The organism is Hydrogenovibrio sp. SC-1, from assembly GCF_002848135.1.
Taxonomy (GTDB): Bacteria; Pseudomonadota; Gammaproteobacteria; order Thiomicrospirales; family Thiomicrospiraceae; genus Hydrogenovibrio.
Map to the genome: position 1 here is coordinate 65,538 of NZ_PKGB01000002.1, position 14,548 is coordinate 80,085.

Genomic DNA, 14,548 nt, shown 5'->3' on the forward strand with positions numbered 1-14,548 from the left:
CAATACAGGCGCCTAGCCTCCCATAAAGTTTTTTAAACTCTCAAATAACTTTTTCTGATTTCTGGGACTGTTCATTAACTTATCAAGCTCGACTGACCATCGGAGCCGATCAATTGGCCCTTTTACCTGAATGGGGATTTCCAGTCCAGAAAAGGTTTCTAGTGATTCTGGTGGATTGTGATAAGTGGTAAATAACTTACCCTTATAAAACCCTTTTAACATCGACAATTGCCCGGTGCCAATCGCAGAAAATCGTTCACTTTCAACATTCAGACGATCCACAATCAGCTTACCCTGCTGCAAATGACTCTTGAGCTTTAATTCTGAAAAGGCTGTTTTATCGGTCGATTTTGTTGTCTGCCCCGCAAGAACCTTATTGAGATCTAAGCCTTTTAAGGAGCCTTGGCTCACATTTGCTGTTAAGTTTCCCTGTAAATTCTGCGTCAACAACTTTCCATTCACACCGCGAGACATAAAGTCAAAGTGCCCGTTCAGCTGGCCCTCCAGCTGATTCATTTGCCATGCTGTTGATAAAAAGGGTAGAAGGTCTAAATCCATTAATTTCACTGAACCTTTATAGGCAGGTGTTTTTCCCGATACATCAATTTGTAGCTTCGAACGCAATTCTCCACCATATAACTGAACATCAAAAGGTGCTAGCGTCAAATGTCCTTTGCTCGCGGTTAAAGAAATTTCCATAGCATCCAGTTCAATTTGCCACAGCTTTAATTGTTTTACATGGAGTTGCCCTTGTGAATTCAAGGCTTGCAAAGTGGCAATGGGCAGACCAATCGGCAAATAGGTTTTATCATCCGATGCCATCGCTTCTAATGGTTTCTTATCTGTAGAGCCTGTTTTGGGTTTGGCTGGTGATGATAACTTTGCCTGAACGCGTGCCCGATATGTCTCTAAATCTAGGTTATCCAACGTTAAATCAAATTGAAGTTGCGGAGACTGTCCTTCTTTTTCAGCCGATTTGCGCCAAAAATGCCCTTGCAAAAGGGTATCGTCCAACGTCAACTTTAAAGACTCAATACTGAGTTGGTCTGCAGACTGAGACCAATCTAACGATACCGAAAAATCAGTTAATGCTTTTTCATTTAGAAAATCTGGCAAAGTAACGCCTGCATGCCGAAACCAATGTCGTAAATTAATTTTGGATGCCATCAAACTTCCTTGGTGGCTCACACCCCTTGCCTCAAAAGCACCTGTAAAATCTGCTAAGACTGTAGATTCCAAAGAGCTGAATTGAGCTTGTTTCACGTGAAACTGACCCTTTTCCCAAAATAGGTTTGCCGAGTCGCCAGACAACTCAACTCGGGTTTCAGGAATACCCGCAGCCACTGGCAATATCAACCGAACATTACCCACCCAATCCGATAATTGCCATTCAGACAGGTTGTTATTCAGCATCAGTTTTGAGGTTAAATGCGCTGAAGCATCAGCTGCCATTAATGACGTTGCTAAATCAAAATTGGTTAATAATTTAAACGGTTGATTGGGTGCAAGATCAAACGCCATCAAATCGAACTTTTCTAACGTCAGGTGCGTTAGGTTTTGTTGATTGACCCACTCCACACGACTATTTTGCCAAATCAAACTATCCAACTGCCATGAAAAAGAAATCGGTTCGGCCGCTGAGTCAGTTGAGCCAATTTCATTCGCAACCGTTTGAAACCCAGATTGACTGGTCTGAAATTGAGTCGAGTGTAATAATCTTTTTTTAAGCGCTTGCCAATTTTTCTCTCCGTTTGGAGAGACTTCTAGATAGAGCGAAGGAGAATCAAATTCAACGCCAAGAAAATCGAGTCGTCGCTGTAGAAATAAACTCACCAACGATAGACTGGCTCGCATCGATTTAATTTGAGCAATATTTTCTCGACTATAGCCGGGAGGGTTCTTCAAGATGATCTGATGAACTTGCAATGAGAAAGGTAACGGCGAAACCTCAATGGCACCTTCAATTTTTAAATCATACCCAACACGTTGTTGAAATTCGGCTTCAATTTGCGGCTTATATTGATTAAAGTCGATTAAAGAAATCGCTCCTACAAAGCCCAATAACACGATAATGGGAACCCCAATAAACACCAAAATCAAACGATTTAACCACTTTCTAAAACGCGATTGAGGGCGCCCTTTTAACTTGGCAACTCTGGCTTCTTTTATCGGACATTTATGATCATTGTCGTATACTTTTTTCTGGGGGGTTGCGGCTGACCCAGCTTGTTCAGTCATAATATTCTCATTTTGGTTAAATTTGGCGGTTTAAACATTCAATCACGAGCTGGCGGGGAGCAATTGTTCGAGTAAATGGTTTAAATAGGCTTTACCCGAATCCGTTAACCTTAGATAATCTGGGTTCTGAGTCAATTTCACCCATCCTGATGCGACCCAATGGGTCAAGATAGGTTCAAGCGGTTGCATCGACAGTCCCGTTCTTTCTTCAAATAATGACAATTCAAACCCCTGCTGTAAACGTAATGCATTGAGCATAAATTCAAAACGCGCATCCTCAGCGGTTAAACCTGTTTGGCGCCCCATTTTACCACGCTCTATCATTTCCATATAGCCTCCAGGAGAGGCTGGCATTTGCGTTCGCCAAATCTGGCCATTCGGTGCATCAGTTATTTTGCCATGCGCCCCCGCACCCAACCCAATGTAATCGCCAAACTGCCAATAATTCAGGTTATGACGGCAGGCCTGATTATTTTTTGCATAGGCTGAAACTTCATAATGTTCAAATCCCGCTTCAGCCAATTGCGACTGGCAAGCCAGCTGCATATCCCAAGCCAGATCATCATCCGGTAGCGGCGGTGGCTGCTTGTAAAAAGGCGTATTAGGCTCCAAGGTCAGTTGGTAATGTGAAATATGCGTGGGCGCCAATTCCAGTGCTTGCACGATATCTTGCTGTGCCTGAACCAAGGTTTGTTGAGGAAGTGCAAACATCAAATCAACGTTAACGTTATCAAATCCGGCCGACTTGGCCGCCTCGATTGCTCGAATAGCTTCTGCTGCTGAGTGAATCCGCCCTAAAGCAACTAATTTTTGATCATCAAAACTTTGCACGCCAATCGATAATCGGTTGATACCCGCTTGCCGAAACCCGGCAAATTTTTCTAAATCCACAGTGCCAGGGTTAGCTTCTAGCGTAATTTCCACATCAGCCCCGAACCCTAGCAAAGCTCTAAGCTGCGACAAAAACTGGTTCAACCCTTCTTCACTGATTAAGCTGGGAGTACCACCACCGAAAAAAATGGAGTGTATTGGCCGACCCCAAATTTGCGGCAAGGTCTGCTCCAATTGGCGAATCATCGCCGCCAAATAACGCTGCTCTTCAGCTCGCTGAGTCGAGACAGACACTGGCTTGTCTGAGGATTTTAAGCTATGTGAATTGAAGTCACAGTATGGGCATTTGCGCTCACACCAAGGATAGTGCACATACAATGATAATGGAAGCGGGGAATGAAACTGCAACACGAAACTCCTAGACTCGAATAAACGGCTATTTTAGTTGAATTATCCATTTAATGGGTTAATCAACTATTAATCAGCTATGCTTTTTTTAAAATGGATTCCTTGAAAGCTCAATATTAAAATCAGCCTATTTTACGCTGGGGTTTTCCCTTAAAATGAGTCCATCATATTAGGGTAATGACAAATGGAATCAAACAGTTTATTTATTGCACCACGTGAACGTCATGCTGGCAGCTTACTGATTTCTTTAGGGATGATGTCACTGCTAAGACAGCGGTTTGAAAAAATTGCATTTTTTAAACCCTTGGTCGCGACGGATGACGACCTCGATACCCAATTTATTCAAAATGTTTTTCAACTTTCCATGCCAATCGAACAAACGCATGGGATGCTACTTTCAGACGCGACTGAACTGATTAGTGAAAATAAAAAACATGCCTTATTTGAAACGCTGGTTGCCCAATTTAAACAGTTACAACAGTCTTATGACTTTGTATTGGTCCAAGGCATGGAACTTTCTCGCCATGCCAGTGGCATCGATTTTGACATTAATCTCGCTTTATCAAAGCATTTTAATAGTGCCTATTTACCCGTATTGAATGGTCAAGCAAAATCCAAACATGAGATTGACAAAGAAATTGAGCTAGAAAGTCACTCTAGCAGCCATACAGAGCCATTTGCCATTTTTGTCAACCGAATCGACCCTATGGTCTTTAAACAACTCAATGAGCACCCTGCACCAACCGAATTACCGATATTTTTTCTACCGGAAGTCGCGGATTTAAATACCCCATCAATCCAAGAAGTCTGTGATGCTTTAGATGGCAAGGTCATTTGGGGCCAAGAAACAACGGCTAATCGCTTGGTTAAAGCCCCTATTGTTGCGGCCATGACCGTTGAGCATTTTTTACCGCGTGTCCGTGAGGGCGATTTAATTATCGTACCGGGTGATCGTAGTGATATCTTAATGGCCTCGATTATGAGTCTGTCTGCTCGCAACTTACCCAATATTGCCGGTATTTTATTAACAGGGGGACTGCTGCCCTGTGACATTATTCAAAATATTATTACTGGAATTGAATTCAGCAACTGCCCGATTTTAAGCGTGGCAACTGACACCTACCCGAGTGCAATGCATGTTGGACAGGTTAAAGCAAAACTCAATGCCAATAACCCTAGAAAAACCAACCTCGCACTCGGTGTATTTGATCAATATGTTGCACGACAAACCCTCTCGGACAAAATTGTTGAACGCTGCCAGGATCATAGCAAAGATATTATGACACCGATTATGTTTGAATACGGTTTGTTTGAAAAAGCACGCAAATCCCTTAAAACGATCGTATTGCCTGAAGCAGATGATGATCGCATTTTGCAAGCCTGTGACATTCTCTGTCAGCGAAAAGTGGTTAAACCAATCTTATTGGGAAATCGTGAGGAAATCCTTTATCGTGCCAGCTTGCTAGGCTTATCCCTAACCCAGGTAGAGATTATTGACCCCAATACCAGTGCTTGGAAAGCGGAATTTACCGATGCCCTCTATCAACTACGTCGTCACAAAGGATTACCCTACGATGTCGCCAAGGATGCGATGTCACACGTCAGCTATTTTGCTACCATGATGGTGCATCTCGGCTATGCAGACGGTATGGTTTCAGGTGCCACTCACACGACCGCTGACACCATTCGGCCTGCCTTACAGGTTATCAAAACACAGCCTGGATTAACGCGGGTTTCCAGTGTATTTTTTATGTGTTTTGAAACACGCGTTTTGGTGTTTGGTGATTGCGCAGTCAATCAATCTCCTAATGCCCAACAGTTGGCAGAGATTGCTATCAGTTCGGCACAAACGGCCTCACAGTTTGGTATAGAGCCACGTATCGCTATGCTCTCCTATGCCAGCGGTGAATCGGGGAACGGCTCAGAAGTTGACAAAGTACGTCAAGCCACTCTTCTGGTCAAACAATCGCACCCTCATTTGAAAATCGAAGGTCCCATTCAGTATGATGCGGCAATTGATCCGGGGGTGGCAAAACAAAAACTGCCGTTTTCTGAAGTGGCTGGACAGGCCACGGTCTTTATTTTTCCAGATTTAAATACCGGCAATAATACCTATAAGGCCGTGCAAAGGGCTTCCAATGGCGTAGCAATTGGCCCCGTATTACAAGGACTGCGCAAACCCATTAATGACCTGAGTCGAGGCTGCACGGTTGCCGATATTATTAACACGGTTGCCATTACCGCTATTCAAGCACAGCACTTGGAGTCACAATGAAAATCCTGGTTCTCAATGCCGGCAGCTCCTCATTAAAATACAGTTTGTTTTGTGGCAAAGACTCGGAGCTGGCTTCACATGGCATTATTGAAAATCTAACGACTGACCCTAGCGACAACCGCCAACCCTGCAGAGATTATTCTTGGGCTCTGCAACAGGTTGAAATACAGTTAAAACAGCAAGGACTAGCGACTCATTTGGCAGATTGTGATGTGGTCACCCACCGGGTCGTCCATGGTGGCGAACAGTTCCATCAAGCAGTGATGATTGATGACCAAGTCATTACCCAAATTAAGGCTTTGGCCAAGCTCGCACCCTTGCATAACCCTATCAACTTAATACCCATTCAAACACTTCGCCAAACTCACCCAGAACTCTGCCAGGTTGCAATATTCGATACCGCTTTTCATCAAACCCTGCCTGAAAAAGCCTATCGATACGCACTGCCCAAATCGCTTTATCAACAACATCAAATACGCCGTTATGGCTTTCATGGCAGCTCTCACCAAGTCATTTGCAGACGCTATGCAGACCTTAACCAAATTGCATCCAACGAAACCCATGTCATTTCAATCCATCTGGGCAATGGCGCCAGTATTTGTGCCATTGAAGCGGGAAAAAGTATTGATACCAGTATGGGATTTACCCCTTTAGCCGGACTGATTATGGGCACCCGCAGTGGCGATTTGGATCCTGCCATTCCAATGTATTTGATCAATCATCTTGACTATTCGGCAGAAGCCGTTGATCAATTACTGAATAAACAAAGTGGGCTATTAGGACTTTCCGGGCATCAAGATATGCGGGAATTACTGGCGTTAGCCGAAACTGGGAATAACGATGCCAGCCTAGCTATCGATTGTTTTGTCTATCGCATACAACAACAATTGGGGAGTTATCTTGCCATTATGGATAAGGTACAAGCTGTGGTATTTACCGGCGGCATTGGCGAACATTCCGCGCAAATACGAGCCAAGGTATTGCAAGGCCTATCCACGCGAATGGGCATAAAACTCGATGTGCAAGCCAATGAGGCCGTGAGGCCCAATAAAGAAGTTAAAATCAGTCAAGCTAACAGCCCTATCGCCTGCTGGGTCATTCCGACCCAGGAAGAATGGGAAATGGCTCAACAAACTCTCGCCCTGCTACACAAGGCTCAATAAATGTCATAAAGCATCCAGGCCTGGGCATTTTTATATGGATTTAGAGTCCTTTAGGGCGTTTTTAAACTAGAAGGTGCTTTATCTTCTAATTGCAGAATGGCTTCTTTATAAGTTAATGCGGCTTCAGATTCCAAACCTTCCGCCTCATAACATTTTGCCATTGCATGAAAGGTTTCCAACTCAGGTCGCAATTTTAAACTTTCGGTAAAATAGTGCCGAGCTTGCCCCCACAGCTGACCTCGACAAGCCAGTCGCCCCAAAGTCAAAAACAATACCGGGTTATGAGGCTGCGACTTTAACCACTTCTCAGCGCGCTTTAAATGGGTAAAGGCTGGGCCAAACTCTATTCGGCCATATTGATAGGCTAAACGATCATCCCACTGTTTTGACAAGCTTTTTTCAATTATTTCTGACAAGCCCTGCCAATCTGTAAAATGAATTTTCTGTTCAATATATTCAGCCAAAATCACCGAGTTGAGTTTCTGCGCCTGGGTTAAAGGCTGCCATAATGCTTCTAAGCTCTCCAACTCCGTGGCATGTGCAAGCTTGCCAGCAATTAAACGGGACTCAAGCGCCAACAGCGCGGGCTTATCCAGCGCTTTGGTTTTTCTCAACTCAGGTAAGAGTTGTGCCAGCGTTTCCCAGTGTGCTTGAGCTTCTAGCAATTGAGCATATTCATTCAGAATCACAGTATTTTTGGGTGCCTGCTGATGAATTTCAGCCAGAACCACCAATGCCATTTCTGGATCTGACGCTTTGATCAAACGCGATTCGACTAAACCAATGGTCACACTTTCTTCTGGAAAAGCTTGCCGTGCTTGATCTAAATACTTGGCTTGCCGATCACTTGCACCCTGATTATGTGCCATTTTTGCCGCATTTAAATAATGAACCAGTCCCGCATGAGACGTCTTCGCCATTTTAACTAACTGCTTCTCCGCTTGATGCCAATCACCGTATTCTAGTGCGATTAACCCTTTTGAAAGCGAGGCTTCGGTCTGGTTAAAACGTTTTAATTCTCGTCGATTTCGCCAATAAGCAGGCAGATGCCAAATGCCAATAATGAGTCGAATCATGACATAAACTGCAAAGAAACCACCCAAGATCAAGGCTATGCCAAACGTCAGACTGGTTTCTATCACCCAATCATGCCACACCATCGAAACTTGGCCGGTATCCATTAAGGCTAACGAGGTTAACCCCGTTGCCAAAATTAACCCTAATGACCATTTAATGAGCCCAGACATTACGGCGCTCCTGTAATTTGCAGAGGTTGACGCGTTGAAAGGCTATCGGATTCAATCTGTGCCAATAAATCGGTAATGGATTTATTTTGAGGAAAATACTGAGTCATAAATGCGGATAACGCCTGTTTGGCCGTCATTAATTGGGTTTTGGATCCCATCTCAAGCGCCCAATCAATCCGATCCAAATGCAATAACGCTCTTTGAATTAATACATCTCGTTGAATCAGCTGTTGAACTTCACTCAATTGCTGCTGTGAATCCCGTTTTTGAATGCTAAATAAGGCCTGAATCTTCTGAAGTAACTGCTGCCATGCTGTTATCTGTTGAGCGGGTGTCTCTGTGGATTCAGAAGCTTTGATAGCAGGTTGAGATGTCTCCGATCTTGCCAAGGCTTGTATCTGGCGAGACAGTTGGTCAATGATCTGTTTTGCTTGCACAACTTTGGCATCTTGCGTTTGTATTCGCTTCAGCTGCGCCATATCCTCACCTATTAGGCGCAAAAGGGTATTTTTTTGTGACCAATCACTCAGTGCCGCCGCTTGCTCAAGCGCATTGAGTTGTTGCGCAATTGAGGCTGCATCTGCACCCAAAATCCATTGAGTGTTAATTTGAACAATCCACTGTTGACGCTGAAGCTCACTCAAGGCTGGACTCGTTTGTGATTTTGGCTCGGCTTTAGTTGCATCCACTGTCTGTTCTGTAGATTGCGCCGCTTTAAAATCTAGCAATTCACCAAGCTGCTGCTTTAGGCCAGATACTTCCTGATTGAATTTTGAGGCCAAAGCATCAACAGTTTGTTGGACATCTTGCTGTTGCTGCTCACTGGGAAGCACGGCTTTAACAGTGTCTTCAGAAGACTTCAAAAAACGCTCTGACAAGCTGGAAAGCGATTCAGACATTTGAGAGACCCGTTCTTTAAGCTGGGTTTCAACAAGCACAATGTCACTTTTTATCTGATCTAAATCGGCTTGGCTAAATGCGGGGGTTTGTTCAGAAGAACTTAACTGGGCAAGCTGTTGAGCTTGTTTATCAAGTTGTTCTTGAAGCGCTTTCGTAGTATTTTTCAGGTTTTGTTGTTGAATTTGAAGCTGATTGATATGCTCAATCTGCCAATCTTGTTGACTGGTTTGCCACACCCAATAGCTGCCTAACCCCAATAATGCCAACAGTGAAACTGCAACCAGTTTTTGCATAAACGTCTTGGGAAGCCATTGCGAAGATGTTTTAAGTTTTGACGCCTTGGTTGATGCAGACGCCTTGGTATCAGGCTGACCATCATCAACAACTTCACCATCAATCACTCGTTGAGAGGCTTTGGGGGTAATTGGCTCATCTGATTTCATGCGCTTAGTTCCTGTTGAATCTGCTTCATTGCACTTAAAATTCCCTGATTACTTTGCTCAGCCACCACATAAATAGAGCCTCTCCAACCCTTGTATTGTAGCTGGGTTTTGATACGATCACTAAACACAATCAGAGTTTGTAAAACCAACCAGGCCTGTCCATTTTTGAGCCTTGACAAGGCTTGTTGAAGTGCTTCGATACTGCTTAAGCTAGTCGCCAATATCACAGGATGTTTTGCCTTTTCAAACGCCTGCCACGGTTCAACACAAAGTGGCATGGGCTGACGCTTGTATAACACCCATTCAGTGACATTAGCACCCGCTTGGCGTAGTCCTGAAGCTAAGTCTTCTCGCCCGGCTTCGCCTTTAATAATTAAGCAGTTTTGCGCACTTAAATCTTGTAGTTCCGGTCTTTCTAATAATGATTCGGTAATAAAGGCTTTACCTGGCATCATCGGCTGCACAGGCCAGTGTTGCAATCGCATGGCTTTAAACGTCGCTTGACCAATCGCATAGGCGGCTTGATGGACGTCAAAAAAAGTTTTACGCCCCTTTAACGACTGCCACTGCTCAATCAAATGGTTAACTGCATTTTGACTGATAAAAAAGACCTTATCAAATTGTGTCCACTCATCCAAAGCCGATGGTGGTAACGGCACGGACACAATGCTCAATGCCGGACAATTCAAAACCTGAAACCCATGCTGCTGTAATAAGTCGTTTAAGGCGAGCGCTTGATGACTGGGTCGGGTATTGAGTAATGTCAGTGCATTAGGGGGTGTCATACACTTCTTTTAAGATATCCCAAGCACCTTTTTCTAGTAAGGCTTCTGCAACCTGAATACCCAGTGACTCAGGATCGTCAATAGCGCCCGTCGCTTCTGAACGCAAAATCGTTGAACCATCCAAAGAACCCACTAAACCTCTTAAGAAGATGCCGTTCTCTTTAAGCTCTGCATAAACCCCAATCGGAACCTGACAGCCACCTTCCAAGCGGTGGTTCATAGCCCTTTCTGCACGTGTCCGGATTTCAGTTTCGGAATGATTGAGCACTTTGATTAAATCGAGCACTTCCTGGTCTTTTGAAAAATATTCAATCCCTAAAGTTCCCTGAGACACGGCAGGCAAGCATACTTCAGGAGACAATTCATGGCGAATACGCTCTTCCAACTCCAATCTTTTTAAACCAGAAGTTGCCAACACGATGGCATCATATTCTCCGGCATCCAATTTGCCCAAACGCGTGCCAACATTACCACGTAAGTCCTTTACCACTAAATCTGGACGTTCTGCCATAAGTTGCGCTTTACGTCGCAAACTGGAGGTTCCTAAAACCGCTCCTTTTGGTAAATCCGAGAACTGGCTATATTGATTGGAAACAAACGCATCCGTGGGGGCATGACGTTCTAAAATGGCGCCAAGCGCAAACCCTTCTGGCAATTCCATCGGCACATCTTTCATCGAATGTACCGCTATATCCGCTTCGCCTGCCATCATACGATCTTCAAGCTCTTTGGTGAAAAGTCCCTTGCCACCAATTTTGGCTAAAGGTACATCTAAAATTTTATCGCCTTTCGTGGACATCGGCAGTAATTCAACACTTAGGCCAGGATGAAGTCTTTCCAATTCTGCTTTTACAAATTCAGCCTGCCACATTGCTAATGGACTTTTACGGGTTGCGATTCTAAGTGTTTTTCTCATATTGCCTTCCATTATTGGGAACCCCATTCGGTTCAATTAGGTCTCAATGCTGCCTAATCATTTTTTAGTGGGTTCCACTTATTTTTCATTAGTTTGATCTGTGGCACCATTTTACTGAAAACCCCTGCCTTTTTCGATAAAATAAGCAATTCGTTTCTGAAAACGCTGAATGTTTGCTTTTTTTAGATTAATTTCATCTCGAGTTTGGAGGTCACATGCGATTTTATTTGAGCATTTTTTTGCTTGCATTATTTGCGCTCACTGCATGCGATCAACCTGCAAAAGCCAATTCGAATGCGTATCCGACCTCCAATTTAAAAGAATTAACGAACCTTGAACAATTAGCAAAACAGGCACGTCAACACAACCTGCCAATTTTATTATCTGTTGGGGCGCAATGGTGCGAGTTCTGCCATCAACTCCGAGATGAAGTGTTGTCGCCAATGGCGTTAGGGGGCGATTATGAAGGCCATTATATGTTTATGCGGTATTTGAGTATTGATGATCACCAGCCCATTGCCGGCGTTAACGGAAAACCGATCATTAAGCACCGGTTGGCAGAATCTTATGGCGCAGACTTGACGCCCACCGTCATATTTATTGATGGTCATGGCAAAGAAGTCGCAGATAAAATCGTCGGTATTGCCAATATTGAGTTATTCAGTGCGTTAATTCACAACCGACTGAACCAGGCTTATAAAAACATGGGAAACGCCTTGCGTATTAATGTAATGCCAGGTCAGGATTTATCCCATTAATCGACAAAAACCCAACAAGAGTTTTTCCAAAATTCGGTAATGAACCCAGTGAAAATCACTTTTAAAAATTTGCCAATCAACCCAAGAGAGCTAATGATTGTATGAGTAACCAACATAACCAAGAAAAACTGTCTAGCGCGCGCTTTAGTGAAGCCACTGATGCATTCGTTGAGGCTTTTACCGCCTCAATCCAATTTGATCAACGTCTATACCGTCAAGATATCCAGGGTTCTTTAGCACATGCCAAGATGTTACAGGCGGTTGGCATTTTAAATGAAACTGAACTGGAACTGATTCAAACCGGGTTGGCGCAAGTTCAATCTGAAATTGAGTCTGGCAAAATGCAGTGGTCAATTAAGCAAGAAGATATTCATATGAATATTGAAGCACGTTTGACAGACTTGATTGGGATCACTGGTAAAAAATTGCATACCGGCCGATCACGTAATGATCAGGTCGCAACCGATATTCGTCTATATTTACGCGATGAGATAGATGGAATTCTGCCGGAAATGAAACGTTTGCAACAAGGCATTTTGCTTTTGGCTGAAAAAGAAGCTGAAACCATTATGCCGGGCTTTACGCACCTGCAAACGGCCCAACCCGTTACCTTTGGCCACCATATGATGGCCTGGTTTGAAATGATTAAACGCGATGTTGAACGCCTAAAAGATTGCCGTAAAAGAGTGAATACCTCTCCACTGGGTTCGGCTGCTTTGGCAGGAACAACCTATCCCATTGAACGGGAAATGACCGCTGAATTACTGAGGTTTGAACGCATCTCTGAAAACTCGTTAGATGGTGTCTCTGATCGTGACTTCGCAATCGAGTTCACCAGCTTTGCTGCAACCTTCTTAATGCACCTTTCTCGATTCTCTGAAGAATTGGTGTTATGGTCTTCTGCCCAGTTTCAATTTATTGATTTACCGGATCGGTTTTGCACTGGCTCTTCGATTATGCCGCAAAAGAAAAACCCAGATGTGCCGGAGTTGGTCAGAGGTAAAACCGGACGGGTTTATGGACATTTAATGAGCTTACTGACGCTGATGAAATCTCAGCCACTGGCCTACAACAAGGACAACCAGGAAGATAAAGAGCCGTTATTTGACACCATCGATACCGTTAAAGGCTGTTTAAGAGCTTTCGCCGATATGGTGCCCGCCATTATTGTCAATCAGGATGCGACTTATGAAGCTGCTAAACGAGGCTATGCAACCGCGACTGACTTGGCCGATTACTTGGTTAAAAAAGGTCTGGCTTTCCGAGATGCCCATGAAGTGGTTGGCTTGGCGGTCGCTTATGGCTTAAAAAACGGGTTAGATTTATCGGAAATGTCCTTAACCACTTTGCAAGGCTTTCATGACACTATCACCGAAGATGTATTTGACGTTTTAACACTGGAAGGCTCGGTTGCTGCCAGAAACCATTTAGGTGGCACGGCACCGAACCAAGTGAAACAAGCCATTGAAAGAGCCAAAAAATCACTCTAAATAGATAAAGATTTTAGATAAAATGCCCAGGCCTGGGCATTTTTAATACCTTTAATCGTCAAATTGAATCACTGATCGAACGGTCATCTCATTATATTGAAAGCTGTTGAGCGCTTTCAGATCGACTAAACAAGCCATCCCTACAACATCGTAACCCACTTTTTCGCATAAAGCCGCGGCAGCGCCCATTGAACCACCCGTTGCAATTAAATCATCTAAAACCAGAACTCGATTGCCATTGCCTTTTTGCATTTCCAGTTTATCCGATCCATATTCAAGACCATATTCCATTGAAGAATGAATGTTCGGAAGTTTTCCCGGCTTGCGAACTTTTATAAACCCTTTGTTATGCTTGAAGGCAAGCGCCGAGGCGAAAATAAAGCCTCTGGATTCAATGCCCACGCAATCATCGATAGATTCCCATTCCGACTCACTAAAAAGCGCTGACAGTGCGTCTATGGTTTCTACAAAGTGTGTTTTTAGCAGAGGGGAGATGTCCTGAAACAAAATACCCGGTTTTGGGAAATCAGGAACGGCTTCTAAATATTGTGCAAGAGGATGACTCATTAATTTTTCCTTTTTAAATTCGTTGTAAAGATTATGACTGATAATCACAAATAGGTAAAATGAAATTTGACATTATAATGTGTGATGGAGATGACGAAAATGCAGTTGATGGAAAATAATTATGAACAAAAATTAATGCAAGCCCTGCCGCCTCATGCACGGGATGTCGCTGATGATTTATTAAATGCTACGTCACTTAAATCATTGCTATCAATGCTTGCAACAAACGCACCGGATAAAACCTTACTTTCTCCTAAGAATGTTCCTGGCAGTTTGTGGCTTCCGATCTTAAAAGCGACACTTTTGGCCAAATGTACTTACTTTTTACCAAATGAGCGTTTTACATCTGAAGAGATATTGTTTTTAATGAAGACCGCTTGCATGAGTGCAGGCTATCCACTTGGTGAATATCAGTTGCGCGAGATCATGGCGCTGACCAAAAATGATATGCCCGTTTTTAATCACTGGCTGATTCAATTTACCCAAAGATTACAAGCCAATAAAACAACGAAAGCTTAATTTTGCTG

General features: G+C 43.7%; 12 protein-coding genes. 5 read left to right on the forward strand and 7 right to left on the reverse strand.

Annotated features, from left to right (window positions below; translation table 11 throughout):
• Window positions 1-12: 12 nt before the first annotated feature.
• Window positions 13-2,238 carry an AsmA family protein gene (locus CYQ88_RS01510; protein WP_101839576.1) on the reverse strand — a complete coding sequence of 742 codons (2,226 nt, stop codon included), beginning with the start codon at window positions 2,236-2,238 and terminating at the stop codon, window positions 13-15.
• Between the two features lie 42 nt (window positions 2,239-2,280).
• On the reverse strand, window positions 2,281-3,477 hold the full coding sequence (hemW, locus tag CYQ88_RS01515; protein WP_199170145.1) for a radical SAM family heme chaperone HemW: 1,197 nt from the start codon (window positions 3,475-3,477) through the stop codon (window positions 2,281-2,283).
• A 184-nt stretch (window positions 3,478-3,661) separates the two neighbouring features.
• Between hemW and pta the strand changes: the two genes are divergently transcribed.
• The gene (pta, locus tag CYQ88_RS01520; RefSeq protein ID WP_101839578.1) at window positions 3,662-5,752 is read left to right on the forward strand and encodes a phosphate acetyltransferase; all 2,091 of its coding nucleotides are present in this window, start codon (window positions 3,662-3,664) and stop codon (window positions 5,750-5,752) included.
• A complete protein-coding gene (locus CYQ88_RS01525) occupies window positions 5,749-6,915 on the forward strand; it encodes an acetate/propionate family kinase (protein ID WP_101839579.1) in 1,167 nt (388 codons plus the stop codon). The genes pta and CYQ88_RS01525 overlap by 4 nt, the downstream gene beginning before the upstream one ends.
• 50 nt (window positions 6,916-6,965) lie before the next feature.
• Here CYQ88_RS01525 and CYQ88_RS01530 read toward each other — a convergent pair whose 3' ends face one another.
• Genes CYQ88_RS01530 through hemC form a run of 4 tightly spaced genes read right to left on the reverse strand, consistent with a single transcriptional unit; the run spans window position 6,966 to window position 11,206 of the window.
• Entirely contained in the window at window positions 6,966-8,162 is a 1,197-nt protein-coding gene (locus tag CYQ88_RS01530) for a heme biosynthesis HemY N-terminal domain-containing protein (protein ID WP_101839580.1), read from the reverse strand.
• The gene (locus tag CYQ88_RS01535) at window positions 8,162-9,505 is read right to left on the reverse strand and encodes a hypothetical protein (protein WP_101839581.1); all 1,344 of its coding nucleotides are present in this window, start codon (window positions 9,503-9,505) and stop codon (window positions 8,162-8,164) included. The genes CYQ88_RS01530 and CYQ88_RS01535 overlap by 1 nt, the downstream gene beginning before the upstream one ends.
• A complete protein-coding gene (locus CYQ88_RS01540; protein WP_101839582.1) occupies window positions 9,502-10,290 on the reverse strand; it encodes a uroporphyrinogen-III synthase in 789 nt (262 codons plus the stop codon). The genes CYQ88_RS01535 and CYQ88_RS01540 overlap by 4 nt, the downstream gene beginning before the upstream one ends.
• On the reverse strand, window positions 10,277-11,206 hold the full coding sequence (gene hemC, locus CYQ88_RS01545; RefSeq protein WP_101839689.1) for a hydroxymethylbilane synthase: 930 nt from the start codon (window positions 11,204-11,206) through the stop codon (window positions 10,277-10,279). The genes CYQ88_RS01540 and hemC overlap by 14 nt, the downstream gene beginning before the upstream one ends.
• 215 nt (window positions 11,207-11,421) lie before the next feature.
• On the opposite strand from hemC, the gene CYQ88_RS01550 reads away from it, so the two are divergent.
• Window positions 11,422-11,964, forward strand: coding sequence for a thioredoxin fold domain-containing protein (locus tag CYQ88_RS01550; RefSeq protein ID WP_101839583.1), 543 nt, complete (start codon window positions 11,422-11,424; stop codon window positions 11,962-11,964).
• A gap of 101 nt (window positions 11,965-12,065) precedes the next feature.
• Window positions 12,066-13,454: an argininosuccinate lyase gene (gene argH / locus CYQ88_RS01555; RefSeq protein WP_101839584.1), complete on the forward strand. Its 1,389-nt coding sequence runs from the start codon at window positions 12,066-12,068 to the stop codon at window positions 13,452-13,454.
• A 51-nt stretch (window positions 13,455-13,505) separates the two neighbouring features.
• Here the strand turns inward: argH and CYQ88_RS01560 are convergent, their stop codons facing one another.
• Window positions 13,506-14,021, reverse strand: a complete 516-nt coding sequence (locus tag CYQ88_RS01560) for an adenine phosphoribosyltransferase (protein ID WP_101839585.1) — start codon at window positions 14,019-14,021, stop codon at window positions 13,506-13,508.
• 99 nt (window positions 14,022-14,120) lie between these two features.
• Here CYQ88_RS01560 and CYQ88_RS01565 point away from each other — a divergent pair, with 99 nt between their 5' ends.
• Complete coding sequence (locus CYQ88_RS01565) at window positions 14,121-14,540, forward strand: hypothetical protein (RefSeq protein ID WP_101839586.1); 420 nt, start codon at window positions 14,121-14,123, stop codon at window positions 14,538-14,540.
• The last annotated feature ends 8 nt before the right edge of the window (window positions 14,541-14,548 follow it).